22 protein-coding genes are annotated in these 25,420 nt (G+C 68.4%); 8 read left to right on the plus strand and 14 right to left on the minus strand.

The window, feature by feature from the left end:
* Positions 1–10: 10 nt before the first annotated feature.
* From ACNI65_RS20380 to ACNI65_RS20390, 3 genes are all read right to left on the minus strand, one after another.
* The gene (locus ACNI65_RS20380) at positions 11–862 is read right to left on the minus strand and encodes a hypothetical protein (protein WP_416759017.1); all 852 of its coding nucleotides are present in this window, start codon (positions 860–862) and stop codon (positions 11–13) included.
* Between the two features lie 14 nt (positions 863–876).
* Positions 877–2,166: an AAA family ATPase gene (locus ACNI65_RS20385; protein ID WP_416759018.1), complete on the minus strand. Its 1,290-nt coding sequence runs from the start codon at positions 2,164–2,166 to the stop codon at positions 877–879.
* Between the two features lie 82 nt (positions 2,167–2,248).
* Complete coding sequence (locus tag ACNI65_RS20390; protein WP_416759019.1) at positions 2,249–2,935, minus strand: glutathione S-transferase family protein; 687 nt, start codon at positions 2,933–2,935, stop codon at positions 2,249–2,251.
* Positions 2,936–3,084: 149 nt separating this feature from the next.
* On the opposite strand from ACNI65_RS20390, the gene ACNI65_RS20395 reads away from it, so the two are divergent.
* Positions 3,085–4,878, plus strand: a complete 1,794-nt coding sequence (locus ACNI65_RS20395; RefSeq protein ID WP_416759020.1) for a glycoside hydrolase family 15 protein — start codon at positions 3,085–3,087, stop codon at positions 4,876–4,878.
* Between the two features lie 21 nt (positions 4,879–4,899).
* Here ACNI65_RS20395 and ACNI65_RS20400 read toward each other — a convergent pair whose 3' ends face one another.
* A complete protein-coding gene (locus ACNI65_RS20400; RefSeq protein ID WP_416759021.1) occupies positions 4,900–5,664 on the minus strand; it encodes an SDR family oxidoreductase in 765 nt (254 codons plus the stop codon).
* Positions 5,665–5,778: 114 nt separating this feature from the next.
* On the opposite strand from ACNI65_RS20400, the gene ACNI65_RS20405 reads away from it, so the two are divergent.
* The gene (locus ACNI65_RS20405) at positions 5,779–6,729 is read left to right on the plus strand and encodes a LysR substrate-binding domain-containing protein (RefSeq protein WP_416759022.1); all 951 of its coding nucleotides are present in this window, start codon (positions 5,779–5,781) and stop codon (positions 6,727–6,729) included.
* A gap of 12 nt (positions 6,730–6,741) precedes the next feature.
* Here ACNI65_RS20405 and tehA read toward each other — a convergent pair whose 3' ends face one another.
* A complete protein-coding gene (gene tehA, locus ACNI65_RS20410; RefSeq protein WP_416759023.1) occupies positions 6,742–7,713 on the minus strand; it encodes a dicarboxylate transporter/tellurite-resistance protein TehA in 972 nt (323 codons plus the stop codon).
* A 165-nt stretch (positions 7,714–7,878) separates the two neighbouring features.
* Here tehA and ACNI65_RS20415 point away from each other — a divergent pair, with 165 nt between their 5' ends.
* A complete protein-coding gene (locus tag ACNI65_RS20415) occupies positions 7,879–8,919 on the plus strand; it encodes an alpha/beta hydrolase family esterase (RefSeq protein ID WP_416759024.1) in 1,041 nt (346 codons plus the stop codon).
* Here the strand turns inward: ACNI65_RS20415 and ACNI65_RS20420 are convergent.
* The 4 genes from ACNI65_RS20420 to ACNI65_RS20435 form a co-directional block, all read right to left on the minus strand.
* Complete coding sequence (locus ACNI65_RS20420; RefSeq protein WP_416759026.1) at positions 8,914–9,600, minus strand: alpha/beta fold hydrolase; 687 nt, start codon at positions 9,598–9,600, stop codon at positions 8,914–8,916. The genes ACNI65_RS20415 and ACNI65_RS20420 overlap by 6 nt on opposite strands.
* Positions 9,601–9,693: 93 nt before the next feature.
* Positions 9,694–10,830, minus strand: coding sequence for a tetratricopeptide repeat protein (locus ACNI65_RS20425; protein ID WP_416759027.1), 1,137 nt, complete (start codon positions 10,828–10,830; stop codon positions 9,694–9,696).
* 7 nt (positions 10,831–10,837) lie between these two features.
* On the minus strand, positions 10,838–11,734 hold the full coding sequence (locus ACNI65_RS20430) for a phosphoribosylaminoimidazolesuccinocarboxamide synthase (protein ID WP_416759028.1): 897 nt from the start codon (positions 11,732–11,734) through the stop codon (positions 10,838–10,840).
* Between the two features lie 87 nt (positions 11,735–11,821).
* Positions 11,822–12,247 carry a gamma-glutamylcyclotransferase family protein gene (locus ACNI65_RS20435; protein WP_416759030.1) on the minus strand — a complete coding sequence of 142 codons (426 nt, stop codon included), beginning with the start codon at positions 12,245–12,247 and terminating at the stop codon, positions 11,822–11,824.
* Positions 12,248–12,355: 108 nt separating this feature from the next.
* Here ACNI65_RS20435 and ACNI65_RS20440 point away from each other — a divergent pair, with 108 nt between their 5' ends.
* Genes ACNI65_RS20440 through ACNI65_RS20450 form a run of 3 tightly spaced genes read left to right on the plus strand, consistent with a single transcriptional unit; the run spans position 12,356 to position 15,004 of the window.
* The gene (locus tag ACNI65_RS20440) at positions 12,356–13,024 is read left to right on the plus strand and encodes a nucleotidyltransferase domain-containing protein (protein WP_416759032.1); all 669 of its coding nucleotides are present in this window, start codon (positions 12,356–12,358) and stop codon (positions 13,022–13,024) included.
* The gene (locus ACNI65_RS20445; RefSeq protein WP_416759033.1) at positions 12,975–13,466 is read left to right on the plus strand and encodes a hypothetical protein; all 492 of its coding nucleotides are present in this window, start codon (positions 12,975–12,977) and stop codon (positions 13,464–13,466) included. The genes ACNI65_RS20440 and ACNI65_RS20445 overlap by 50 nt, the downstream gene beginning before the upstream one ends.
* Positions 13,463–15,004 (plus strand): alkaline phosphatase D family protein, encoded by a 1,542-nt coding sequence (locus ACNI65_RS20450; protein ID WP_416759035.1) that lies wholly within the window; start codon positions 13,463–13,465, stop codon positions 15,002–15,004. The genes ACNI65_RS20445 and ACNI65_RS20450 overlap by 4 nt, the downstream gene beginning before the upstream one ends.
* Positions 15,005–15,091: 87 nt before the next feature.
* On the opposite strand, the gene fba is transcribed toward ACNI65_RS20450, so the two are convergent.
* Positions 15,092–16,156: a class II fructose-bisphosphate aldolase gene (gene fba / locus ACNI65_RS20455; protein ID WP_416759037.1), complete on the minus strand. Its 1,065-nt coding sequence runs from the start codon at positions 16,154–16,156 to the stop codon at positions 15,092–15,094.
* A 302-nt stretch (positions 16,157–16,458) separates the two neighbouring features.
* Here fba and ACNI65_RS20460 point away from each other — a divergent pair, with 302 nt between their 5' ends.
* Positions 16,459–17,478, plus strand: coding sequence for an STAS-like domain-containing protein (locus ACNI65_RS20460; RefSeq protein ID WP_416759038.1), 1,020 nt, complete (start codon positions 16,459–16,461; stop codon positions 17,476–17,478).
* 48 nt (positions 17,479–17,526) lie between these two features.
* Here the strand turns inward: ACNI65_RS20460 and ACNI65_RS20465 are convergent, their stop codons facing one another.
* The 4 genes from ACNI65_RS20465 to ACNI65_RS20480 all read right to left on the minus strand — a co-directional run bounded on the left by ACNI65_RS20465 (position 17,527) and on the right by ACNI65_RS20480 (position 24,046).
* Positions 17,527–19,290 (minus strand): phosphoethanolamine transferase, encoded by a 1,764-nt coding sequence (locus ACNI65_RS20465; protein ID WP_416759039.1) that lies wholly within the window; start codon positions 19,288–19,290, stop codon positions 17,527–17,529.
* 100 nt (positions 19,291–19,390) lie between these two features.
* On the minus strand, positions 19,391–20,167 hold the full coding sequence (locus ACNI65_RS20470; RefSeq protein WP_416759040.1) for a substrate-binding periplasmic protein: 777 nt from the start codon (positions 20,165–20,167) through the stop codon (positions 19,391–19,393).
* Positions 20,168–20,198: 31 nt separating this feature from the next.
* A complete protein-coding gene (gene pyk / locus ACNI65_RS20475) occupies positions 20,199–21,629 on the minus strand; it encodes a pyruvate kinase (RefSeq protein WP_416759042.1) in 1,431 nt (476 codons plus the stop codon).
* 98 nt (positions 21,630–21,727) lie between these two features.
* Positions 21,728–24,046 (minus strand): NADP-dependent malic enzyme, encoded by a 2,319-nt coding sequence (locus ACNI65_RS20480; RefSeq protein ID WP_416759043.1) that lies wholly within the window; start codon positions 24,044–24,046, stop codon positions 21,728–21,730.
* Positions 24,047–24,312: 266 nt separating this feature from the next.
* Here ACNI65_RS20480 and pstS point away from each other — a divergent pair, with 266 nt between their 5' ends.
* A complete protein-coding gene (pstS, locus tag ACNI65_RS20485) occupies positions 24,313–25,419 on the plus strand; it encodes a phosphate ABC transporter substrate-binding protein PstS (protein ID WP_416759044.1) in 1,107 nt (368 codons plus the stop codon).
* Position 25,420: the final 1 nt, after the last annotated feature.

Genomic DNA, 25,420 nt, shown 5'->3' on the forward strand with positions numbered 1-25,420 from the left:
CCTCGCGGCATCAGGGAATGACGAGGGGCCACATCGACGCCTCGGGTGCGCGATTCAGCAGATCGTCGATTTCAGGGAGCCACAGGCGTTGCACCCGCATCTCATGAAGTACGGTCAGGTGAGGCGTGCCGAGCAGGTCGTCTCGCAGCCGGGCCAGTTCAGCCACGTCGGCCCCTGCCTCCATCTTCTCGGCATACTCTCGCAGCCTGGCCCGAAAGCCGCCGAATGCATTGCTACGCGCCTTGCGCAGCACCTCCCGGTTCAAGCCAAGGGTCTTGATCGTGTACTCGGCTCGAGCCGTTGCCGTCGCGCTCAGGTCTTCCTTCGGCAGAAAGTCGAACGTGGGATCCAGTTGCGTGCCATCTGCCCCGACACCACCCAGATCAAGCTCCAGGAACTCTGTCGGATCCTCAGTCCGCGGGTCGATCAGCGCGCACCGTCCCGCTGGCGCCGGAGCCGGTGGCAACCCCCTCGTTCGTACGACCTCCCTGAGGGTGCCGCGACTGACGACTGCATAGCGACTTCCTTTCGGGCCATTGCAAGGACCGCATGCGAATGCGTAATTCGCCCAGACGAAAGCCAGATCGGGGAAGAAGCTCTTCGGTTTGATGTGCTCAACTTCATCCGCCAGCGAATCCTCGCAGTAGGCACACCGAATGGGCCCGATGCACATCTGCGCCAGCGTAGCTCGAACCGCCTTGAAGGCGGCCTCGCCCTTGACTGTTGAGGTTCGCGTCTTCCAGGCGCTGGCCGCTGCTTCCACCCGGTCTGCGTAGTCAGCGAGCGCATCGACGCTTGCCTGGAAAACATTGAGCTGCTGCTGGGCGGCAGCGGGGAGCATTTGATCTCGAATGATCAGCATGACCCAGGTTGCCCTTATTGCGACGCGACATCGGTCGCGTGCGTCGGCAACATGCCGCGAAGCTCTTCAAGTCGTTTCGAATCGTGGCTGCTGAGCTTGGCCTTCAAGGCCTTGCGATTCAAACGGGCCATTTCCTCGATCAACTTCTTCGAATCCTCCGAGATCGCCACGTCGCGACCGAAGAACTCGGTGCCATAGGCCTCAAGGATGGAACCATGGATCAGGCGATTTAGCGCGGTCCCCTCGATCCGGCTCGATGACTCCCCAGATCCAGGCTCCGGAAGACGCCAGACGGAGGTCGCATTCCGGCAAATGATGGGGCTGTGTGTGGTCACGATGAACTGCACCCGCGGGAAGCACCTCGTGAACCAAGGCCCTATCTCCTTCTGCCAAGAGGGGTGGAGGTGCGCGTCGACCTCATCGATGGCAACGACGCCAGGCAACTGGACGACGCCGGGGGTCCTTTGTAGACCTTCGATCACGGTCTTGATGCCGTACGACTTGGTCATCTGGCGGAGGATCTCGAAGATCATCGACAGGATCGACCGATAGCCGTCGCTCATCTGCTCGACGATCACCCGAGAGCCTGCCGCGTCCACGATCACGACCTCTTCTGAACGCACATCAGCGATCTGTGCGCCGTGAGGGAGCAGGTCCGAGTTGTTCAGAAAGGACGTCAACTCCTGGAGCAGTTCGGCTTCATCGACGTTCTTCTCAAGTTCCTTGACGCGCAGGTCTCGCAGCCATCGGAGTCCTTCTGTTAGCGCGACGTCCTCGCCAAAAGCAGAGAGGTGAGACGCGAGGCGAGGGTTGGAGTAGAAGAGCCTGTCGAAGGCCTGATCGCCGCCGGTGAACCGCCGGAAAGGGCCGAACGAGGCGGAGAACCATCCTGCATTGGTCCCCCAGATGGTCCGTTCCGCGCTTTGCTTGCCAGCCGGCACGCCAAGTTCGACGCGGGGTCCCCCAATCGCGCTGGCAATCGGTCTGAAGTCGATGCCAACTTCAATGTCCTTCTTGCTGCGCGCCCCTCGGTCCGTGAAGATGTCTTCCGAGTCCGGGAAGAAATGCAAATGGATGCTGCTTTCGCTAGACCCATTCCGTTGCCAGGTCGACCAACTCTGGCGCAATGCCGCAGCCTCCTTGGGACCCGCAAGTACCAAGGCGAGCGACCGCACGACGCTCGACTTCCCCGAACCATTGGCGCCAAGAACGACATGCCAGCCTACGGTTTCCTCTGGCTTGAGCCGGAAGTCGAAGGTCTCGATGGATCGGACGTTCTTGATCGTCAGTCGTCGTACGTACATGGGGCGCCTTGCTGCGGGAAGCCCCAGGAGCATATCGCGCCCTGAGAGGGGCAAAGTCCAAGTCAGTCCGACCCACGCCCCGTCATCCGATGTCCCCCTTGCGGAAGCGCGCCGGCAGCCCCTCTTCATACGGATAGAACTTGAAGAACGGCTTCGCCTCCTCGAGGGTACGCGCGACCGAGGGGCGCGCCATCAGGCGCTCGAAGTAATCAGCGAGCCGCTCTTGCGTCGGCATGAACTTCACCAGCGTCGTCGCGTAGAACAGTGATGGGGCGGCCGCGCAATCCGCCATGCTGAAATCCTCGCCCGCGATCCAGCGGCGATCGGCCAGGCGCTCGTCGAGCAAGCCATACGCCATCGCCAGCGTCTCCCGCGACTTCACGACCCCGACCGGATCACGGTCCGCCTCCGCGCGGATCCGATCACCCACCACCTGCTGCATCGGCAGCATCACGTAGAAATCCAGCAAGCGGTCCATCAAGCGGACCTCCAACGCGGTGTCCGCATCGGCGGGCATCAACTGCTGCTCGCCACGCGCGTGATGCCGCGCCAGGTATTCGATGATCACGCTGGTCTCGGGCACGACCCGCTCGCCGTCCTCCAGCAGCGGCATCTTGCCCGTGGGCCAGCGCGCGAGGAACGCGGCGCGCTCATCCGGATCGCCGAGATTGAGGAACGACCGCTCGACATCGACGCCCAATTCGTCGATCGCGATCAGGACCTTCTGGCAGAACGACGAGAGCGGATGGAAGTGAAGGCGCAGCGCCATCGCGATCCCCTGGAGCAGTTGGTGACCGCCAGAGGTTAACCGCCTCTTCCTCCGGACCAACTTGCCGCACGAAAGCGAATCTCGCCCGGTTCGCAGCAGGAACGCGATTTGCCGGAAAAACCGCTCCCCGACTGTGAAGGAGGACCTCGGTGGAAGCAGCCTCTCTGAAACTTGGCCTCGTCGGCAATTGCGCGGTCAGCGCGCTGATCGACGACCGCGCCCGCGTCGTCTGGTGCTGCGCCCCGCGCTTCGACGGCGACCCGGTCTTCCACGCGCTGATCGACTCGCCCGACGGCATCGGTCCCGACGGCACCTTCCAGGTCCAGCTCGAGGACTTCTCCCACAGCCAGCAGTCCTACGACCACGGCACCGCCGTGCTGCGCACGCGCCTCTTCGATCTCCACGGCAATGCGATCGAGATCACCGATTTCATGCCGCGCTTCTTCCTCAACGACCGGCCCTATCGCCCGATGATGCTGGTGCGCCGCATGCGCCCGATCCAGGGCCATCCGCGCATCCGCGTCATCCTGCGGCCCGTCATCCAGTGGGGATCCGCGCACCCGGCCCGCACGCGCGGCAGCAATCACCTGCGCTTCGTCGGCCCGGAAGGCACCATCCGCCTCACCACCAACGCGCCGCTCACCTACGTCCAGGAAGAAACGCCCTTCGCGCTGGACATGCCGATGAGCTTCATCTTCGGCCCCGACGAGACGCTCGATCGCGCGGTCGAGGACACCGCCCGCGTGCTCGAGGAAAAGACCATCAGCTACTGGCGCGACTGGACGCGTCGCCTGGCGATCCCGCTCGAATGGCAGGAAGCCGTGATCCGCGCGGCCATCACGCTGAAGATGTGCCTGTATGAGGAGACCGGCGCCATCGTCGCGGCCATGACCACCAGCGTGCCCGAGGCGCCGCACACGCAGCGCAACTGGGATTACCGCTACTGCTGGCTGCGCGACGCGTTCTTCGTCGTGCGCGCGCTCAACAGCCTCTCCGAGACGGGCACGATGGAGGACTACCTGCGCTGGATGCGCAACATCATCGGCCAGTCCAAGGACGGCCACGTCCAGCCGCTCTACGGCATCGGGCTGGAGGCCAAGCTCACCGAGTACATGGTCCCGCACCTGCGCGGCTATCGCGGCATGGGCCCGGTGCGCGCCGGCAATCAGGCCTACGAGCATTTCCAGCACGACGTCTACGGCAACATCGTGCTCGGCTCCGCGCAGGCCTTCTTCGATCACCGCCTGCATCAGCGCGCGGGCATCGACGAATTCGCGCTGCTGGAGCGCGCCGGCGAACAGGCCTTCGCGATCCACGACAAGCCCGACGCCAGCATGTGGGAGCTGCGCACCCGCGCGCGCGTGCACACGTCCTCGGTGCTGATGAACTGGGCCGCGTGCGACCGTCTCGCCAAGATCGCCACCGAGCTCCGCCTGCCGCAGCGCGCCACGCTCTGGCAGGAACGCGCCGAGCTCATCAAGCGCAAGATCCTGGACAACGCCTGGAGCGAGCAGCGCCAGGCCTTCGTCGAGAGCTTCGGCGGCAAGGACCTCGACGCCAGCGTGCTGCTCATGACCGAGGTCGGCTTCATCGACCCGATGGATCCGCGCTTCGTGAAGACCGTCGACGCGCTCGAGGCCTCGCTCTGCGACGGCCCCTACATGCGCCGCTACGAGGCCCCGGACGACTTCGGCCGGCCCGAGACCTCGTTCAACATCTGCGCGTTCTGGCGCATCGACGCGCTCGCGCGCATCGGCCGCGTCGAGCAGGCCCGCGAGCTGTTCGAGGCGCTGCTCGCCTCGCGCAACCACCTCGGGCTGCTCTCCGAGGACACGCATCCGACCACCGGCGAGCTCTGGGGCAACTTCCCGCAGACCTACTCGATGGTCGGCATCATCAACGGCGCGATGCGACTGTCCCGCTCGTGGGAATCGCGCATCTGAGCCGTTGATGCGGTCCGGGCCTCAGGCCTGGACCATGCCGCCGTCGGCGAACAGCTCCACGCCGGTCACGAAGGACGACGCGTCCGAGGCGAGGAACACCGCCGCCTTGGCGATGTCCTCGGGCTGGCCGATGCGGCCGATGGGCAGCTGCGCGGTCAGGTAGTCCAGCAGGCCCTGCTGCTGCGCGGCGTCCGGACCGGCGAGCTCCACCAGGCCCGGCGTGTGGATCGGACCGGGCGACAGCGTGTTGACGCGGATCGCGCGGCCCTTGAGATCGAGGATCCAGCTGCGCGCCAGGTTGCGCACCGCGGCCTTGGTCGCGCTGTAGATGCTGAAGTTGGCCGTGCCCATCGAGCTCGTCGTCGATCCGGCCAGGATCACCGACGCGCCGTTCACCGCCTTGTCCAGCAGCGGCAGCGCCTTCTGCACGGTGAAGATCACCGCCTTGACGTTGCGCTCGAAGGTCTCGTCGACGTGCTGCTCGGTGAGCGCGCCCAGCGGGGCCATGGTGCCGCCGCCCGCGTTGGCGTAGAGCACATCCAGGCGGCCATGGCGCGCGGCGACTTCCGCGTACAGACGATCCAGATCGGCGAGCTTGGTGGAGTCCGCCTGCACGCCGATCGCCTGCGGGCCGATCGCGGCCACGGCCGCGTCCAGTTCGGGCTTGCGGCGCCCGGTGATGTAGACGACGGCGCCTTCGGCCGCGAAGGCCTTGGCTGCGGCGAGGCCGATGCCGGTGGTGCCGCCGGTGATGACGGCGACTTTGCCTTCGAGTTGCTTGCTCATGATTCGCTCCAGTTCAGGACGTGTTGATGGGATGAGCGAACTTTAGAAATTTCCATGGAGCGAATAAAGACGTCATTCACGACATCTTTTTTTCCATTGCTGAATAATCGACCAATGGATCAATTGCTTGCTTTGCGCGTCCTCGTGCGCATCGCCGAATCGGGCGCGTTCTCCAAGGCCGCGGACGCGATGAACATCCCGCGGCCCACCGTGACGAAGCTGGTGCAGGACCTGGAGCGCCACCTCGGCACGCGGCTGCTGCAGCGCACGACGCGCCGCGTCAGCGTGACGCCCGAAGGTGCCGCTTATCTGGCCCGCGCCAAGCGGCTGATCGAGGACCTCGAGGAGATGGACGAGCTGGCCGCGCAATCGCGCGCGCAGGCACGTGGCCGGCTGCGCGTGGACATCGGCTCGGTGCTGGCCAACATGATCCTGATCCCCGCGCTGCCGGACTTCCGCGCGAGGCATCCCGAGCTGCATGTGGACCTCGGCGTCAGCGATCGGCCGATTGATCTGATCGGCGAGGGCGTGGACTGCGTGATCCGTGGTGGCGAGTTGGCCGACACCTCGCTGGTGGCGCGGCGCATCGCCGATCTGGATTGGGTCACCTGCGCGAGCCCGCTCTACCTGAAGGCGCGCGGCACGCCGAAGCACCCGTCGGAGATCGCCGCCCGTGTGCATGGCGCCGACGAACGCGCGCGGGTGCCCGGGCATGCGGTGGTGGGCTACTTCTCGTCGCTGACGGGTCGCGCGTTCCCGCTGGAGTTTTATCGCGGTGACGAGCACCTGCAGGTCAGCGGCGAGGCGGTGCTGGCCGTCAACGAGAGCACCGCGCACCTGAGCGCGCTGCTGACCGGCTCGGGGCTGGGGCAGACCTTCCGCTTCGCGGCCGGGCCGCATCTGAAGAGCGGCGCGCTGCGCACGGTGCTCGACGACTGGACGCGGCCGCGGCATCCGCTGCACATCGTGTATCCGGCCTCGCGCCACCTGAGCGCGAAGCTGCGTCTCTTCGTCGACTGGGTGGCGGAGGTCTTCGCGCCGTTTGATGACAGACCGGGCCGATGAGCCCGCGCCGCTTCAGCGCGCAGGCGCCGCAGCGGCGGGCGCCTTGCCGCGCAGCAGCCACACGACCGACGCGATCGCGAGTCCGATCACCACGACATTGCTGACGACGAAGAGCACCGGCGCGAGCGTCGTGAACACCCGATCGCCATTGCGTTCGGCGAAGCGCATCGTGCCGGTGGCGATCGCCGTCGCGCCGAAGCTGAAGGCCCACGCGGACAGCGAGAACGGTTGGCGGATCCACGGCAGCAGGCGGATCACGATCAGCGACTGCACCAGCGCGTAGCCCAGCAGCATGTGCGCGATCAGGTCGGGCGGGCCGATGCTCACGCTCGCGTAGGCGAGCAGCGCCACCGCGGGCGGCGCCTGCTGGATGCCCAGCGTCGGACGCAGCGCCAGCGGCAGCGGGTCGGCGTTGAGGAAACGCGCCACCATCACCGATTCCAGCGCCAGCCACGCGATCACGCCCGCGCCGAAGAACAGCTGGCCCCACTCGGGCCATCCCAGCGCCGAGGCGGCGATCGCCGACACCAGGTTGGCCGCGACCGTGGGCAGGTACAGGACCGGTGTCGTCGCCTTCACATCGCGATCGCCACGCCAGAGCCCGCCATGGCGCCACACGCCGAAGACCAGCGCGCCGAGCGCGCCCGCCACGCACAGCCCCTGCGCGATGCCCGGCGCGTGCGGCGCGATGCCCAGCCCGACGAGCATCGTCGCGACGAAGGCCAGCGACACAAAGCAGCACAGGATGGGATGGGCGATCTCGGCCGCGGCCTCCTGGCGCGCGACCAGCCACTTCATCGCGTAGCGGATCACGAGCACGGCCCACACGGCGACCGCCACGGTCATCACCGCCTCGCCGATCCACGCCGGCCAGCCCCACAGCCGCGCCGCGACGCGCCAGCCGTTGCCCAGGCCGGTCAGTCCCAGCACCATGCTGAAGTAGGACGCGGGCACCGCCCATCCGGACCATCGTGATGCATTCATCTTCTGACTCCTCGGGTCATGACGGGCTGGATTCTGCGGGGATGTCAGCGTCCGAGGCGAGGCCTTCATGAAAGCCCGTGGCGTCGTCGCTCAGAATGGACCCGCGTCCTCGGGACCGGTGACCTCCGCGCCCTCCCTGAGCCTCTTCTCCAACGCCCAGCGCCCATGCCTCGACGTTCTGCTCACGCTGCCCTGCGCAAGGCCTGGCACAAAGGCCTGAACGCGCTCACCGGACAGGTGATGCGCGCGGCCAAGGACGTGGCACGCGGCGCGCAGTCCGCCGTGCCCGACCTGACGAAGACGCCCAAGCATCCGTCACCCGGCCTGGGCGACTGGCTCGCCGGGGTGGCCACGGGGCGCGGCGGCATGCGGCGGTTCCGGCTGTTCCGCCCATTCGGGCTGACGCCCGGCGAGCGCGTGCCGCTGATCGTGATGCTGCACGGCTGCGGGCAGGATCCGGCCGGTTTCGCGGCCAGCACGCGGATGAACCGGCTCGCGGCGCGCGAGCGCTGCCTGGTGCTCTATCCGGCGCAGAGCCGGCTGGCCAACCCGCAGCGTTGCTGGAACTGGTTCGACATCGAGAACGGCCGCGCGCAGGCCGAGGCGGCGCTGATCCTCGCGGCGATCGATCAGGCCTGCGTGCTGTATCCGGCGGATCGCTCGCGGGTGGTGATCGCGGGGCTGTCGGCCGGCGCGGGCATGGCGGCGCTGATGGCGACGACCTGGCCCGAGCGATTCCGCGCGGTGGCGATGCACGCGGGGGTGGCGCCGGGCCTGGCCACGACGACCGCGTCGGCGTTGCGCGCGATGCGCGGCGACATCGCGTCGGCCGCACTGGGCGCGTCGACTGCGGCCTCTGCGGCATCCATGTCATCGACGGCCAAGCCACTCGATTGGCCGCCACTGCTCGTGATCCAGGGGACGAAGGACGCGGTGGTCGCCCCATCGAATGGGCGTGAAGCGCTGCGCTTGTGGGCACAGGCCTCGGGCGCCACGACCGAGCGCACGAGGACCGTGCAACGCGGGCGGCGGCTGCCGATGACGGTGGTGGATGTGGGGCGGGGACGCGCGGTCAACGCGACGCTCGTCGAGATCGAGGGACTCGGCCATGCGTGGAGCGGCGGCGCCGCCAACGCGTCTTTCAGCGATCCGACGGGGCCGGATGCGACGGCGATGATCTGGCGGTTTTTTGCGAAGCGGCTATAGACCCCGCATGAATTCCCGGATGACCTGCGCCGCTTCTGCGGGCGCGGCTTGCAGCAGGCAATGCGGCCCCTCGATCTCCTTGACCTGCGCCGAGGGCTGGAGATGCTGGATGAACTCGCTCGCGCGCTTCGGTACCAGGCGATCTTCGGTCGCGCGTAGATAGAGGATCGGCGCCGTCACCCGCGCAAGATCCGCCGAGACATCGACGGAGAGGACGGCTTGGGTCCGAGCGCGAAGCGCGGCTCCGGAAACCATGTCGAGGGCTGCGCCCAATGCGTGTCGCAGCTCCGGCGTCGCGTGGCGCCCCAACAGCGCCGCACTGGCGAAGGCCAAGGGCACGTGCTTGATCGGTACCAACGAGGCCAAGAAGCCAAGCGGCGCCAGACCGGGGTGCGGGCTCCGCGCGAAGGTGCAGCAAAGCACGACACCCTTGATGCGGTCCGGATGCTTGGCCGCGAGCGAAATGGCGATGGGCCCGGAGAACGATTCGCCCAGCAAGATGATCGACTCATCCGCGGGGAGCGCGGCTTCAGCGATGTCCTGAAGTGCCTGATATCCGTTGGGCGCCTCTGGCGGGTAAGCCACCACCTTGATCGCCGTGGTCGCTGACAGCGCGTTGACCAAGGGCGCGAAAAGCGTGCCCGTGCCGTCCATGCCTGGGAGAAGAACCAACGTGGTCATGGTCGGACGGCATCTGCAGGCTCGACCGGCCGCGAGACGCTCAAGGTGTGCGGCATCGTCGCCTCAAGCCGCTTGGTCGATGCCGGATCGCGCTCAGGGCTCCAGCCCACTCGCCGTGATCAGCGCGCGCCACTGTCCTTGCTGCTCGGCGAACTGCGACCAGGCCGTGTCGGCCAGCGCCTGATGGCGGTCAGCGTCGGCGGCTTCGCCCAGGTGGCGGAAGGTCTGCGCCAGCCGGCTGTGCGTGATCGCGCGGTCGTCGAGCTCGCAGTCCGGATCGAGCTCGATCTCGGCCTCGCGCGCCTGATGCAGCGCATGCTCGTGCTGGCCCAGGTTCGCCCGGCACCATGCCAGATCCGACAGCAAACTGCTGCCCAGCCGCTCCAGCCCCAAGGACATCGCCTGCGGCAGGTGTTCCTCGTACAGCTGCCGCGCCTCGTCGAAACGGCCCTGCATCGTCAGCACCTGCGCACGCAGCACCGGCGTCAGCTCGTTCATCATCTGCGCGCCGACGGCGGCGTCGAAGTGATGCATCGAATCCACCGTCAGCAGCAGCTCGGGTCCCCGCGCCGCGTGGCTGGACAGGCTCTCGCGACGCAGCTGCGCCGCGCGCATGCCGGCCATGTTGAACATCAGCGCGGACAGCGACGCGTCGTCGCCCTCCATCGCCGCGTGGCGGCGCGCTTTGATGTACCAGCGCTGCGCGGCCTCGATGTCGCCGGCGTAATGCCAGCCCACACCCATCGCCATCGACACGCGCGCCAGCGCGACGTTGTCCTCGGGCACGGCCTCGTCGAGGCAGCGTCTGGCGTGCTCGACCATCGCCGCCGGGTCATGCCGGATGAAGCCCAGCTGCGCGAGCCAGGCCGAGGCCAGCACGCGCACCTCGCGCAGCGACGGCGCGGTGCCGGCGATCGCCTGCGCGCGCTGGATGCGATCCCAGGCCTGCTGCGCGACGAAGCCGTTGTAGTAGCTCATCAGCCCCTCGGCCATGTGCAGCCACGAGCCGATCTCCGGATGCGGATGCTGGAACGACAGCTGATGCAGCGCGGTGAGCGCCTCGCGGGCATCGCCGACCGCGCCGTGCCGCGCCAGCAGCATCGCGCGCTTGGCCCGCGCGGCGGCCGAGGCCATCGGCGACGGGGCCGCGGCGATGTCCTTCTCCAGCTGCTTCAGCAGCCGGGACTTGATCACGGGAGCTGGGTTCGCGTCGGGCGAGGCGTCGTGCATGCCGGCCTCAGCGGGTGAGGCGCTCGAGCGCTTCCTGATACTTCGCCGACGTGTTGGCGATCACGTCCTGCGGCAGCGTCGGCGGCGGCGCGACCTTGCCCCAGGGCTGACCGTTCACCGTCGCCTGCTCGAGCCAGTCGCGCAGGAACTGCTTGTCGTAGCTCGGCGGGTTGCTGCCCACGGCATAGGACTCGGCGGGCCAGTAGCGCGAGGAGTCCGGCGTCAGGACCTCGTCCATCAGCGTCAGCGTGCCGTCGGCGTCCAGGCCGAACTCGAACTTGGTGTCCGCGATGATGATGCCCTTGGTCAGCGCGTAGTCCGCGGCGCGCTGATACAGCTGGATGGCGATGTCGCGCACGCGCTCGGCCATCTCGCGGCCGATGATCTGCGCGCAGCGCTCGAAGTCGATGTTCTCGTCGTGGTCGCCCATCTCGGCCTTGGTGGCGGGCGTGAAGATCGGTTGCGGCAGCTTGCTCGCGTTCTGCAGGCCGGCGGGCAGCTCGACGCCGCAGACCTTGCCGCTGGCCTTGTACTCGGACCAGCCGCTGCCGGCCAGGTATCCGCGCACCACGGCCTCGATGGGCAGCGGCTTCAGGCGCTTGACCAGCATCGCGCGGTCGCGGACCTGGTCCTTCTCGGCGTCCGACACCACCGACAGCGGATCGTCCCCGGTGAGGTGGTTGGGGACGATGCCGTCGAGCTTGTCGAACCAGAACAGCGCCATCTGCGTCAGCAGCGCGCCCTTGCCCGGGATGGGCTCGTCCATGATGACGTCGAAGGCCGAGATGCGGTCCGACGCGATCATCAGGATGCGGTCCTCGCCGACCGCGTAGTTCTCGCGCACCTTGCCGCGCGCGATGAGGGGAAGGGAGGTGATCGACGAGGTGTGCAGGGCGGCGGTCATGGGCGTGCGGTCGGACGGAACGGCAAAGCCGGGATTCTAGAGGCGACGCATGAACGGCCCCGGCTGGGGTCGCCCCGCCGATCGGGGTCAGAGGGCATCAAAGCCGACGTAGCGCGCGATGAAGCGGGCCTTGCCCTCGCGCTCGAAGCGGGCCTCGTCCCAGTCGCCGCCATCGAGCCGGCCGACGAGCGCGGGTTTGAAGAGGTAGGTCCAGGCCCGGCGCCAGGAGCCATCGGCCAGGGTCACGAGGACTTCATGGCGCTCGTAGTCGTCGCCCTCGAAGCGGTCGAGGCGGGCCCAGGCGGCTTCCGGGACGTCCAGGTAGAGCCGCCCGACGACCTGATGGCCGGCGTCCGGGACCATGGCGGGGTAATCGTGATCGCGCACCGGGTGGCGGATGTGATCGGCGAGGGTGGCCGTCACCGGCGCCGCGGCGGGCGTGGCCTCGCCGCCGCAGACGCGGGCCATGATGTCCGGCCACATCAGGGTGCCGTAGGTGAATGCGTGCGCCATCAGAAGGACCTCGTCTGAGATGAGGAAGCGAAGCGAACGGCTTCGTCCCGGTTGGCGATGATAGCCAGCGCACCAGCGTCAATCCTGGCGAATCCACACAATGTGGATATGAATCCATGTTTTGTGGATCTACCTAGAATCAGCCGCTTGTTCCTCACGAAGACTGTCATGGGCGCCGTCGACTTCCTGTTCACCCCCAGCATGCAGCGCGTGCTGGCGATCGTGCTCACGCAGCCCGATCGGCGCTTCATGCTGGCGGAGTTGCTGAAGCAGGCGGGCAGCGGCCGCGGCAGCACGCAAGCGCAGATCGAACGCCTGCTGGCGGCGGGCGTACTGGTCGAGGAACCTCGACAGGGCCGACAGCGAAGCATCCGCGCCAACACCGAGTTCTTTCTCTTTCCCGAGCTGAGCAGCATCGCCTTGAAGACCTTCGGGCTGGTGCAGCCGATCTCGGAGGCCTTGGCGCCGTTTGCCGGTCGCATCGACGAGGCCTTCGTCTTCGGCTCGGTGGCGAAGGAACTCGATTCCGGCAAGAGCGACATTGACGTGATGGTGATCGGTGATGTCCCGCACCTGGCGCTGATCGAGGCGGCCGACAAGTTGCGCGCGCGGATGCATCGCGCGGTGCAGTTTGTCCTCTACGACCCGGTCGAATGGCGAGAACTGGTCGAGAGCGACCCCGTCATTCGCCAGATCGTGAGCGGCCCGAGGCTGCACGTGGTGTCCCATGCAACGACCGTTGGAGTACGACAACCTGATCCAGCGCCGCGCGCTTGAGGCGGTACAACCGACCCCTGGCGCTGTGGCCGGCTTTCTTCACAATGCAGAGCAATTCCTTGTGCTCGCCAGGAGCCTGATCGCCGGACAGCCTGTGAAGACACAACCGATGCAGATCTTCACCGTCGCCTACGAGGGCTATCACCAGCTGGTGCAGGCGGTGCTCGAGCACCATCAGGTGCGGACGAAGGATGCAGGACGTGCGATGGCGATCGGCCGCGTGAGCGCCGACCTGCAGCTGTCAAGCCAGGAGATGGGCGCGATCCTTCGCGCGCACGATCGACGCAACGACACTTGTTATCGATCGCCGTTGCCCCCGCTGTCCAAGGCGGAAGCCGCGACGATGGTCCAGATCCTTGAGACTTCCCTGCCGGCTGCCCGTGCGCTCACGCGAAGCAGTTGGATGCCCTCTGAAGCGACATCTGGAGGAGATTCCGCATGACCCGACCCCCGACCGCCCTGCCCCGCCGCCGCCTGCTGCAGGCGGCACTCGCCGCCGGCACCGCGCCTGTCTGGTTGAAATGGGCCCACGCGGCCGGCGACAGCATCGACCGCTTCGCGCTCGGGGTCTCCTCCGGCACGCCCCGCGCCGACACCGTCGTGCTCTGGACGCGCCTCACCGGCGCCGACCTGCCCGAGCGCGTCGACGTCGCCTGGGAGATCGCCGAGGACGAACGCTTCGAGCGCATCGCCGCCCGCGGCACCGAGGTCGCCTTCGAGACCGAGGCCCACAGCGTCCACGCAGAACCCGCCGGACTCAAACCGGACCGGTGGTACTGGTATCGCTTCCGCGCGCTCGGCCAGCAGACCGCCACCGCCCGCACCCGCACCTCGCCCGCGCCCGACGCCGACGTGCGCTCACTGCGCTTCGCCACCGCCTCCTGTCAGCGCTGGGATCAGGGCCGATGGGCCGCGTGGTCCGACCTCCGCGCCCGCGATCCCGATGTCGTCCTCTTCCTCGGCGACTACATCTACGAATACGGCACGCCCGCCAATCGCCACGAGCCGCGCCGCCACGAGGGCGGCCGCTGCCGCACGCTCGCCGACTACCGCGCCCGCTACGCGCAGTACAAGTCCGATCCCAAGCTGCGCGACCTTCACGCCCAGGCGCCGTGGATCTGCATCTGGGACGACCACGAGGTCGACAACGACTACGCCGGCGACGTCGACTACGACCTGTCCCCCGACTTCCACCACCGCCGCGCCACGGCCGTGCAGGCCTACTGGGAACACATGGCCTTTCCCCGCGCCTGGAAGCCCGACGACGGCGCGATGCGGATCTACACCCAGTTCGACTGGGGCCGCCTCGCTCGCATCCTGGCCGTCGACGACCGCCAGTACCGCGATCCGCAGGCCTGTCCCCTGAAGGGCCACGGCGGCGCCAACACGCTGCCCGCCAAGCACTGCCCGCAACTGTTCGATCCCAAGCGCACCCTGCTCGGCGCGCCGCAGGAGCAGTGGCTCGCCAACGCCTGGGACCGCGAGCGCGGCTGGAACCTGCTGATGCAGCAGACGCTGATGGCGCGCCTCACGCATGAACCGATGTCCACCGGCGGCCGCTTCTGGACCGACGGCTGGGACGGCTATCCCGCCGCGCGCCAACGGCTGCTCGCCGGCATGGTCGACGCACGGGCGCGCAACCCGGTCATCCTCGGCGGCGACGTGCATGCCAACGTGGTCTCCGACCTCCGCATGGACTTCGAACGCGAGGACCTGCCCATCATCGCCGCCGAGTTCTGCGCCACCTCCATCAGCAGCGCCGGCCGCGATCAGGCCCACATGGACAAGTGGAAGCCGCTCAACCCGCATGTCCACCTGGCCCGCAGCGACACCCGCGGTTACCAACTCTTCGAGTTGCGCGGCGATCGGCTCGAGGCCGAGATCCGCCACGTGGTCTCGCCCTGGGATGACGACAGCCCGGTGGCGTCGCTGGCGCGCTTCACGGTCGAGGCCGGCCGGCCCGGCGTGCAGGACGCCTGAAGACGCTCCTTCAACGACAACGGGGCCCGCAGGCCCCGTTGTCCGTTCACCGCCGCGGCGCCCCGACAGGCACCGCGCACCGCGTGATCACTGCACCACTTGCGCCAGCTCGCCGCGCGCGTAGGCGGCGGCGGTGTCGACCAGCGAGCGCGGCTTGATCTTGGCCGCCTGGCCTTCGCAGCCGAACTCCAGGTACCGCGCCTTGCAGACCAGCTTGGCCGCCTCGCGCGCCGGCTTCAGCCATTCGCGGGCGTCGAACTTGTCCGGGTTCTCGAACAGGAACTTGCGCACCGCGCCCGTCATCGCCAGGCGGATGTCGGTGTCGATGTTGATCTTGCGCACGCCGTGCTTGATCGCTTCCTGGATCTCCTCGACGGGCACGCCGAAGGTCTCCTTCATCTTGCCGCCGTACTGGTTGATGATCGCCAGCAGTTCCTGCGGCACGCTCGACGAGCCGTGCATCACCAGGTGGGTGTTGGGAATGCGCTTGTGGATCTCCTTGACGCGCGAGATCGCCAGGATGTCGCCCGTGGGCTTGCGCGAGAACTTGTAGGCGCCGTGGCTGGTGCCGATGGCGATCGCCAGCGCGTCCAGCTGCGTGGCCTTGACGAAGGTCGCCGCTTCTTCCGGGTCGGTCAGCATCTGGCTGTGGTCCAGCTTGACGTCGGCACCGATGCCGTCTTCCTCGCCCGCATCGCCGGTTTCCAGGTTGCCCAGGCAGCCCAGCTCGCCCTCGACCGTCACGCCGACCTTGTGCGCCATCTCCACGACACGGCGAGTGACGTCCACGTTGTAATCGAAGCTCGCGGGCGTCTTGCCGTCGTCCATCAGCGAGCCGTCCATCATCACCGAGCCGAAGCCCAGGTTGATCGCGCCCTCGCAGATCTTGGGGCTGGTGCCATGGTCCTGGTGCATCACCAGCGGGATGTGCGGGAAGGCCTCCACAGCGGCCTGGATCAGGTGCTTGATGAAGGGCTCGCCGGCGTACTTGCGGGCGCCGGCGCTGGCCTGCAGGATCACCGGGGCGCCGACTTCATCGGCGGCGGCCATCACGGCCTGGACCTGTTCCAGGTTGTTGACGTTGAACGCCGGGATGCCGTAGCCGTGTTCGGCCGCGTGATCCAGCAGCTGGCGCATCGAGACGAGTGCCATGAGAGTTCTCCGGGGAAGTGAAAAATCCTGGGGTCGCGACCAGCGCCAATCCACCCGCTGTAACCGCGCCGTAACTGAGCGGGATTCTAACGAGCCCCCATGACCCCCCCTGTAACCAAGCTCGTGATCCCCCCGGACGGGGGTCTGTGCGCTTGCGCGGCGGCGGAGGCGGCCGGTAGGCTCGGGGCCGGGCGTCCCGGCCGGTCGGAGCAATTGCCGTGCCGAGCCGTGACTTGCCGCGGCAACCGCTGCCGAGGACTGCCGCCGAGGACCGCCCAAGCGTCCGCCCCAACAGGAATTTCATGACCCGTCTCGCGATCGATCAGCTGACGCTGTGGATCACCGCCGCCGCCAACGAACACTCGCTGGACCTGCCCGCCTTCGTCGAGCAACGCACCGGCGCCAGCCATCGCGCCACGCTCGCGGCGCTGCGCCGCCTCGTCGAGGCGCAATGGCTGACGCGCTCCGGCACCGCCCGCCGGCCCGTCTTCGCGCCCGGCGCGCTGCGCCAGGTGGCGCGCAGCTACACGCTGCACGGGCTGATGGAGGACGTCATCTGGCAGCGCGATTTCGCCCCGCATTTCGCGCTGCCTCGCCACGTCGCGCGCATGGTGCAGCACGGCTTCACGGAGCTCGTGAACAACGCCATCGACCACAGCGGCGGCACCAGCGTCACCGTGTCGCTGCGCCAGACGCCCACCCACGCGCAGCTGCTCGTGTCGGACGACGGCTGCGGCGTCTTCGAGCGCATCCGCGACACCTACGAGCTGACCGACGCCCGGCACGCGATGCTGGAGCTCAGCAAGGGCCGGCTCACCACGCAGCCGCAGGCGCACACCGGGCGGGGGCTGTTCTTCAGCTCGCAACTGGCCGATGTCTTCGACATCCACGCCAACGGCCGCGCGTTCCAGCGCCGCGCGTGGGAAGGCAACGCCTGGAAGGACGGCAAGGGCCTGCCGCGCCAGGGCAGCTCGATCTACATGGCGATGTCGCTGGAGAGCACGCGCACGCTCGAGCAGGTGCTGGAGCAGTGGAGCGTGGACGGCACCGGCATCGCGTTCGACCAGACCCGCGTGATGCTGAACCTGGTCGTCGGCGAGGGACAGATGCTGGACTCGCGGGCGCAGGCGCGGCGCGTCGCCGCGCGTCTGCCGCAGTTCAAGCGGGCCGAGGTCGATTTCCACGGCGTCACCGACGTGGGCCATGCCTTCGCCGATGAGCTGTTCCGCGTCTTCGCGCGGGCGCACCAGAACGTGGAACTCGTGCCCCTGAACATGACGCCGCGCATCGCCGCGCTGGTGCAGGCGGCGCGGTCGAGCTGAGCGCCCGATGGGTTCCCGGACCGGCGGATCGGCGGATCAGTCGGTGAATCAGTCGGCGGGCCGGATCGGCGGCGCGGTCATGGACGCCTCCGGGGCGTAGGCGGGCGAGCTGGGGTCCAGCGTCGGCTCGTACCAGCGTGAACGGATCCTGAGCAGCGCGTGCATCAGGTGGTCGGCCGAGTCCAGCCGGAAAGGCCGTTCATCCCACCGCGGCGGCTCGGCGTCGGACGCCGACGTGACGGCATCGCCCGATGCGGTCCCGTCCCGCCGCCACCAGAGCATCGGAATGGCGAAGCCGCTCTCCGCGCGCTCGCTGTGGCTGGCCTCGTTGCGCTGATGCCCGACATCCTGGCCGTGGTCCGAGAAATGAAGCACGTCCACCGCGCGGTCCGGCCGGGCCTCATGGACAAGCGCCAGGATCCCCGCCAGCACGCGAGACCCGCACAGCATCGCGTTGTCATAGTCGTCGCGGGCGGCGCGCACCCACCAGGCGCGACCTTGCGCCTTCATCTGGCGGGTGACGTCGTCGTCCTCCTTGCCCGGCCAGGGCCCCACGCCCTCGGGACATCGCTGCGCGTAGCGGAAATGCTGGCCGAGCAGGTGCACGACGATGAGTTCACGCGCCGCGGGCGGGATCGCCGCGGCCGCTGCGGCTGGCGTTCCCGCCGAGAGGCCCAACTGCTCGCGCAATACCGGAAGCAGCGCGTCGTCGGTGGCGGAGCTGTCGTTCCAATAGCCGTTGTTGACGAAGCGATTGGCGTCCGCCGAGTCGGCGATCGCCGCGAACCAGCCCTCGCGCCGCGCCTGGTTCGACAACCAGCTGACGTGATAACCCGCGGCCTGCGCCAGTTGCGTGATGTCGGGCAGATGCCGGGTCTGCGCCTCGTCGCCGTCCAGGCGCGCGGGAGTCAGCGCCAGCCGCAGCGAGGGATAGGTCGTGGACGCCGCGGACCAGGCGTGTCGCCAGAGCACCGTGCGCCCCGGCAGGCTCGACAGCGTGCGCGCCAACGGTGCGGTGGTGTCGCGGGAATAGCCGTACAGGCCCCAGTTGAACCGGGTGCCGCTCTCGCCGATCACCACCACCACGGTGCGGGGCGACGGATCGGTCAGATGCAGCGCCCAACTGGCGCGATCGCGCCACACCGCGGCGCGGTCGTCCGCCTGATGGCGGATGTCGCGCTCGGCATCCCGGTGCTGCGCCAGCAGCACGCTCCAGCGCAGGAGCGGATGACGCTTCATCATCGACCGGTTGTTGTGCAGCGCGATCGTCGCCAGCACGAGCGCGACCAGCATCGGCGCATGCCGGCGCGACCGGAGGCGCCGACGCGCCGCGCAGGTCCAGACGTCGGCGGGCGGCCGGCCGCGCAGGCCCAGCGCGACGGCCCCCGCCGCGAAGGACAGCCCCTTGAGCAGGCTCCAGGCCTGGGCCTCGATGAAGGCGCGCACCTCGGCCGCCTGCGTGTTCGCCAACGCCTGCACGAGCACGCCGGGCCGAGGCGTCGTCCCGAAGTGGCGCAACACCACGCTCGCCACGGCGATGTCCACGCCGAAGAGCAGGAAGAGGCTGAGCCAGGCCGCGCCGCAGACCCGCGCGCCCCATCGCAGGCACGACACCAGAAGGAGCGATCCGCCCAGCGACCACCACAGCAGGCTGATCAGGGCGGTCTTGGGCGTCAGCCAGCTGCCGGCCCAGGCCGCCAGGTGGAGCAGCAGCCCCATGGCGAGAAAGCGGCACAGCGGGGCCATGCGATAGCCGAAGGGCACGGCACCGCTCGCGGACGCGGACGCCAGGGCGGACGTTCCGTCCTGCATGGGAATCCCCGGGGAGATGTCGAAGCTCGGGAGTTGCCACGGGGGCCCACCCGGTTCCCGCGAGGAAACGACGCGGGATCATCGCGGGACCCGCTCGGGATCAGGCCTCGCTGTCCACCAGCGCCTGGATCGCCGCGCGCGCCCGCTGGATCGCGTCATCCAGCCGAGGCAGCTGCGCGGCGGGTTCGCTGTCCCTGGCGGCGGCGAAAAGAATGCCTTCCTCCACCAGCGGCTTGGGCAGCACCTGCAGCTGATCGCCGTCGCGCAGCGTGCGCAGCCGGCGCTCCAGCGCGAGCGCGCTGCCACGATGGGTGGCGAGCATCGCATCGCAGCGGCCCGCGGCCAGCATCCGCGCGCGGCCGGCGAGATCGTTGCCGCCGGGCTCCACGCGGAACAGGCGCTGGCGCGCGTCCTCGAAGACCGGCCCGTAGGTCGCCCCCCGCGACACGCACAGCGTGCGGCCGCGCAGGTCCTCGATCTGGTCGAACTTGAACGGTCGCGCCTTGGACACGACCAGCCAGCCGCGGCTCATGAACACGGGCTGGCTGTAGCGGAAGATCTTGTCGCGCGCCGGATTGCGCGACAGCCCGAAGACCAGGTGCTGGCCGAGCTCCGCGCCCAGCAGCGCGCGCGACCAGGGCAGCTCGAGCAGCTCCCAGCGCAGTCCGGCGGTGTCGGCGATCAGCTCGAGCAGCGGCAGGACGAAGGGCTTGTGGGTCTGGTCGCTGATCGCGAGCCGGATCGGCGCGGGCGCCGCCTTCGTTGTCGTCGACGAGGGGGCCGGCCGGGTCGATGCGACCGCGTCGCCGCCCGCCCAGGACCCGCAGGCCGCGGCGACACCGCCGAGCATCAGCTCACGGCGGTGGATCGAGGACATCGCGCGCGTCTCCGGCCCAGGGCCTCCAGCGTCAGGCGACGCGGCAGACCTTCAGCATGTTGGTGCCGCCCGGGTAGCCCATGGGCTCGCCGCAGGTGATCGCGTAGGTGTCGCCGGGCATCAGCACGCCGCGCTCGATCAGCAGGTCCTCGGCGGCCTTGAGCGCCTCGTCGCGGTCGTTGAAGTTGGGCATCAGCAGCGGCGTCACGTTGCGGTACAGCGCCAGCTTGCGCTGCGTGAGCATCTGCGAGGTCAGCGCGAAGATGGGCACATGGATGCGGTGACGGCTCATCCACAGCGCGGTCGAACCCGACTCGGTCAGCGCCACGATCGCCTTGCAGCCCAGGTGGTGCGCGGTGAACAGCGCGCCCATCGCGATCGACTGGTCGATGCGGCCGAACTGGCGGTTGGCGAAGTCCGTGTCCAGCGTCACGAACTCGGCGTTCTCGGCTTCCAGCGCGATCGCGGCCATCTGCTGGATGGTCTCGACGGGGAAGCGGCCGGCGGCGGTCTCGGCCGACAGCATCACCGCATCGGTGCCGTCGAGCACGGCGTTGGCGACGTCGGAGACCTCGGCGCGGGTCGGCACCGGGTTCACGATCATCGACTCCATCATCTGCGTGGCGGTGATGCAGACCTTGTCGAGCTCCAGCGCCATCTTGATCATGCGCTTCTGCAGCGCGGGCACCGCCGCGTTGCCGACTTCCACGGCCAGGTCGCCGCGGGCGACCATGATGCCGTCGGAGGCCTTGAGGATGGCCTCGAGGTGCGGGATGGCCTCGTAGCGCTCGATCTTGGCGATCATGCCGGGCTTGTGGCGATACGGCTCGCCGGCGACGTTGGCCAGCTGGCGGGCCATCTCCATGTCGGTGGCGTTCTTGGGGAAGCTCACCGCGAGGTACTCGCACTGGAAGGACATCGCGGTCTTGATGTCCTCCATGTCCTTGCCGGTCAGGGCCGGGGCGGTCAGGCCGCCGCCCTGCTTGTTGATGCCCTTGTTGTTGGACAGCTCGCCGCCCTGCTTGACGATCGTGTGGACCTGCGAGCCGCGCACCGCCTCGACGGTCAGCACCAGCAGGCCGTCGTTCAGCAGCAGCGTGTCGCCGGGCTTCACGTCACGGGGCAGTTCCTTGTAATCGAGGCCCACGACCATCTCGTTGCCGGGCTCGGTGCGGTCGGCGTCCAGCACGAAGGGCGTGCCGTTGACCAGCTCGATCTTGCCGTTCTCGAACTTGCCGACGCGGATCTTGGGACCTTGCAGGTCGGCCATGATCGCGACCTGCTTGCCGGCGCGGGCGGCGGCCTCGCGGACCATGCGGGCCCGGTCGATGTGGTCCTGCGCCTTGCCGTGCGAGAAGTTCAACCGCACCACGTCGACCCCCGCTTGAATCATCCGCTCCAGGATCTCGGGAGAGGACGAGGCGGGACCGAGGGTGGCAACGATCTTGGTAGCTCGCGACATGGCTTGTCTCTGTCTGAAATTTAGTTACAGCCGACGATTATGGAGCGACCTCGGCCGCTCCAACCGGTTTCGACAGGTTACGGTGCGGTTTCCAACGATCAGGCCTTGGCCGCCTTGACGTCGGCGCTGGCCAGCGCGGTCATGTTGACGATGCGCCGCACGGTGGCGGACGGGGTCAGGATATGGACCGGCCGCTGGGCGCCGAGCAGGATGGGGCCGACGGTGACGCCCTGCCCGCTGACGACCTTGAGGACGTTGAAGAGGATGTTGGCCGCGTCCAGCGTGGGCAGCACCAGCAGGTTGGCCGAGCCGGTCAGCGTCGAGTCCGGCAGGAAGCTGCTGCGCACGTCCTCGGACAGCGCCGCGTCGCCGTGCATCTCGCCGTCGCATTCGACCTCGGGATGGGCGGCCGAGAAGAGATCGCGCGCCTTGCGCATCTTCACGGCCGACGCGCGCTTGCTGCTGCCGAACATCGAGTGCGACAGGAAGGCGACCTTGGGCGGCAGGCCGAAGCGCTGCAGTTCCTCGGCGGCCTGCCAGGCGATGTCGGCGAGCTGCTCCGCGGTGGGGTCCTCGTTGACGAAGGTGTCGGCGATGAACAGCGTGCGCTGTTCCAGCATCAGCGCGTTCATCGTGGCGAAGTTGGAGACGTTGGCCTTCAGCCCGATGAGGTTCTGGATGTGTTCCAGGTGCGAGTCGAAGCGGCCGACCATGCCGCAGATCATCGCGTCGGCGTCGCCGAGCTGGATCGCGAGCGCGCCGATCGTCGTGTTGGAGCGGCGCACCGCCGACTTGGCCATCTCGGGCGTGAAGCCGTTGCGGCCCATCGCGTGGTGATAGGCCTCCCAGTACTGGCGGAAGCGGTGGTCGTTCTCGGGGTCGATGACGGCGACGTCCTCGCCGAGCTTCAGGCGCAGGCCGGCGCGCTGCAGCCGCATCGCGATGACCTCGGGACGGCCGATCAGCGTCGGCCGGGCGAGGCCTTCATCGAGCGCCACCTGCACCGCGCGCAGCACGCGTTCGTCCTCGCCCTCGGCGTAGATCACGCGGGCCGGATGGGCCTTGGCCTCGGCGAAGACCGGGCGCATGAACATGCCGGTCTGGTAGACGAAGCGCGAGAGGTGCTCGCGGTAGGCAGCCATGTCCTGGATCGGACGCGTGGCGACGCCCGATTCCTCGGCGGCCTTGGCCACGGCCGGCGCGATGCGCAGGATCAGCCGGTTGTCGAAGGGCTTGGGAATGATGTAGTCGGGGCCGAAGGCGAGGTCCTGGCCCGGGTAGGCGGCGGCGACCTCGGGCGGGGTCTCGGCCTTGGCCAGCGCGGCGATCTCGCGCACGCAGGCCAGCTTCATCGCCTCGGTGATCTTCGTCGCGCCGCAGTCCAGCGCGCCGCGGAAGATGTAGGGGAAGCACAGGACGTTGTTGACCTGGTTCGGGTAGTCGGAGCGGCCGGTCGCGACGATGCAGTCGGGGCGGGCTTCCTTGGCCAGCTCGGGGCGGAGCTCCGGTTCTGGATTGGCCAGCGCCAGGATGATGGGCTGACGCGCCATCGTCTTGACCATCTCGCCGGTGAGCACGCCGGCGGCGGAGCAGCCGAGGAACACGTCCGCGTCCTTGACCACGTCGGCGAGCGTGCGGGCCGGGGTGATCTGGCAGTAGCGGCGCTTGGACTCGTCGAGCTTGGCCGCGTCGGCGCGCTCGCTGTGGATCACGCCCTTGGAGTCGACGACGAAGACGTTCTCGCGCTTGACGCCCAGGCCCACCATCACGTCCAGGCAGGCGATGGCCGCAGCACCGGCGCCCGACACGGCGACCTTCACCGCGGCGATGTCCTTGCCCACGAGCTCCAGCCCGTTGAGCAGCGCCGAGCTGGAGATGATCGCGGTGCCGTGCTGGTCGTCGTGGAAGACGGGGATGTTCATGCGCGCGCTGAGCTGCTTCTCGATGTAGAAGCACTCGGGCGCCTTGATGTCCTCGAGGTTGACGCCGCCCAGCGTGGGCTCCATCGCCGCGATGATCTCGACGAGCTTGTCGGGGTCGCGCTCGGCGAGCTCGATGTCGAAGACGTCGATGCCGGCGAATTTCTTGAACAGGCAGCCCTTGCCTTCCATCACCGGCTTGGCGGCCAGCGGGCCGATGTCGCCCAGGCCCAGCACGGCGGTGCCGTTGGTGATCACGCCCACGAGGTTGGCGCGGGAGGTGTAGTCGGCGGCGAGCGACGGGTCCTTCTCGATGTCCAGGCAGGGGTAGGCCACGCCGGGCGAGTAGGCGAGCGACAGGTCGCGCTGATTGGCCAGCGGCTTGGTCGGCGTGACGGCGATCTTGCCGCGCGTCGGGCTGCGGTGGTATTCCAGCGCCGCTTCGCGCAGGGCGGCTTCAGCCGGGCTCAGGCCGAGGCCATCGTTCTTGTCGGTCATGCAAATCTCCGTCGCGATGAGGGGGCGGGGGGCGCAAAGCTTAATCCTCCCGGTCCTGCGGTGCGATGAATTCAGCTTTAACTGCCATGCAAAGATGGCAATCGACGATGCACGGAGCGGAACCCGCATCGGGATTTGCCCGCAAGTGAGAGCGTTCTCACGAGATCCGCGTCCAAGTGCGCATTCGGCGCGGCTCGTCACGACGTGCGAGGAACGCGCTCACTAGAATCCGCGCCGCCTTCGAACAACGCCTGCGAGTCCCTGCCGTGCCTGCCTTCCGTCCTGAATCGTCGCGCGCTCCGCGCCGCGCGCTGCTGCGCCTGAGCGCCGCGCTGCCCCTGTCCTTCACGCTGTTCACGCTGGGCGCCTCGCGCGGTGTGTCCGCCCAGGCCGCCGCGGTGGCGGGCGCCGGGGCCTCGTTCCCGTCGCTGGTCTACGGCCGCTGGGCGCAGGCCTACGAGAAGGCCAAGGGTCAGGTCGTGAGCTACAAGCCCACGGGCTCGGGGGACGGCGTCAAGCAGATCACCGCGCACAGCGTGGCTTTCGGCGGCAGCGATTCGCCGCTGAACGCCGAGGACCTGGCCAAGCGCAAGTTGATCCAGATCCCGATGCTGGTGGGCGGCATCGTCCCGGTGGTGCACCTGCCGGGCGTGCCCGATGGCCGGCTGCAACTGACCGGCGACCTGCTGGCCGAGCTGATGGCGGGCCGCGTCGCCAAGTGGAACGACGGGCGCATCGTCGCGCTCAATCCGGGCGTGGCGTTGCCCGCGCTGCCGGTGAAGCGCATCGTGCGCGCGGACAAGTCGGGCACCAGCGAGGGCTTCACGAAGTATCTGAGCGCGGTGTCCCCGGTCTTCGCCAAGGAGATCGGCGCGAGCTCGCAGCCGAAGTGGCCGGGCGAGGTCGAGGCCGCCGAGGGCAATGACGGGATGGCCAAGGCGCTCAAGGCGACGCCGGGCGCGATCGCCTACGTCAGCTATGACCGCGTGCAGCGCGACAAGCTGACCTCGGTGCGGCTGCGCAACGCGGCGGGCCAGTGGGTGGCGGCGGGCGAGGCGGGTTTCAAGTCCGCGATCGCCAACAGCGATCTGTCGCGCAGGGGGGACGATCTCGCGTCGCTGATGGACCGCGAGGGCAACGAGAGCTGGCCCATCACGATGACGAGCTTCATCCTGATCGACGCCACGCCGGCGTCGGGCGCGAGCGCCACGCCGGTGATGAGCTTCCTGTACTGGTGCTTCATGCACGGCGACGACCTGACGCGCGGCACGGGATTCGCGCCGCTGCCGGTGGTGCTGCAGTCCAAGCTCGCCGCGCGCTTCGCGTCGGTGAAGCCCGGAGACGGCAAGCTGCCAAGCTATCTGGGGCTTTGAG

The organism is Roseateles sp. So40a (assembly GCF_048081605.1).
GTDB lineage: Bacteria > Pseudomonadota > Gammaproteobacteria > Burkholderiales > Burkholderiaceae_C > Roseateles.

What these genes read in the sequence shown, in the direction of transcription:
- ACNI65_RS20380 (WP_416759017.1), bottom strand. Translation starts at nt 862, where the DNA reads ATGCTGATCATTCGAGATCAAATGCTCCCCGCTGCCGCCCAGCAGCAG.
- ACNI65_RS20385 (WP_416759018.1), bottom strand. Translation starts at nt 2,166, where the DNA reads ATGTACGTACGACGACTGACGATCAAGAACGTCCGATCCATCGAGACC.
- ACNI65_RS20390 (WP_416759019.1), bottom strand. Translation starts at nt 2,935, where the DNA reads ATGGCGCTGCGCCTTCACTTCCATCCGCTCTCGTCGTTCTGCCAGAAG.
- ACNI65_RS20400 (WP_416759021.1), bottom strand. Translation starts at nt 5,664, where the DNA reads ATGAGCAAGCAACTCGAAGGCAAAGTCGCCGTCATCACCGGCGGCACC.
- ACNI65_RS20405 (WP_416759022.1), top strand. Translation starts at nt 5,779, where the DNA reads ATGGATCAATTGCTTGCTTTGCGCGTCCTCGTGCGCATCGCCGAATCG.
- tehA (WP_416759023.1), bottom strand. Translation starts at nt 7,713, where the DNA reads ATGAATGCATCACGATGGTCCGGATGGGCGGTGCCCGCGTCCTACTTC.
- ACNI65_RS20415 (WP_416759024.1), top strand. Translation starts at nt 7,879, where the DNA reads ATGCCTCGACGTTCTGCTCACGCTGCCCTGCGCAAGGCCTGGCACAAA.
- ACNI65_RS20420 (WP_416759026.1), bottom strand. Translation starts at nt 9,600, where the DNA reads ATGACCACGTTGGTTCTTCTCCCAGGCATGGACGGCACGGGCACGCTT.
- ACNI65_RS20425 (WP_416759027.1), bottom strand. Translation starts at nt 10,830, where the DNA reads ATGCACGACGCCTCGCCCGACGCGAACCCAGCTCCCGTGATCAAGTCC.
- ACNI65_RS20430 (WP_416759028.1), bottom strand. Translation starts at nt 11,734, where the DNA reads ATGACCGCCGCCCTGCACACCTCGTCGATCACCTCCCTTCCCCTCATC.
- ACNI65_RS20435 (WP_416759030.1), bottom strand. Translation starts at nt 12,247, where the DNA reads ATGGCGCACGCATTCACCTACGGCACCCTGATGTGGCCGGACATCATG.
- ACNI65_RS20440 (WP_416759032.1), top strand. Translation starts at nt 12,356, where the DNA reads ATGAATCCATGTTTTGTGGATCTACCTAGAATCAGCCGCTTGTTCCTC.
- ACNI65_RS20445 (WP_416759033.1), top strand. Translation starts at nt 12,975, where the DNA reads ATGCAACGACCGTTGGAGTACGACAACCTGATCCAGCGCCGCGCGCTT.
- ACNI65_RS20450 (WP_416759035.1), top strand. Translation starts at nt 13,463, where the DNA reads ATGACCCGACCCCCGACCGCCCTGCCCCGCCGCCGCCTGCTGCAGGCG.
- fba (WP_416759037.1), bottom strand. Translation starts at nt 16,156, where the DNA reads ATGGCACTCGTCTCGATGCGCCAGCTGCTGGATCACGCGGCCGAACAC.
- ACNI65_RS20460 (WP_416759038.1), top strand. Translation starts at nt 16,459, where the DNA reads ATGACCCGTCTCGCGATCGATCAGCTGACGCTGTGGATCACCGCCGCC.
- ACNI65_RS20465 (WP_416759039.1), bottom strand. Translation starts at nt 19,290, where the DNA reads ATGCAGGACGGAACGTCCGCCCTGGCGTCCGCGTCCGCGAGCGGTGCC.
- ACNI65_RS20470 (WP_416759040.1), bottom strand. Translation starts at nt 20,167, where the DNA reads ATGTCCTCGATCCACCGCCGTGAGCTGATGCTCGGCGGTGTCGCCGCG.
- pyk (WP_416759042.1), bottom strand. Translation starts at nt 21,629, where the DNA reads ATGTCGCGAGCTACCAAGATCGTTGCCACCCTCGGTCCCGCCTCGTCC.
- ACNI65_RS20480 (WP_416759043.1), bottom strand. Translation starts at nt 24,046, where the DNA reads ATGACCGACAAGAACGATGGCCTCGGCCTGAGCCCGGCTGAAGCCGCC.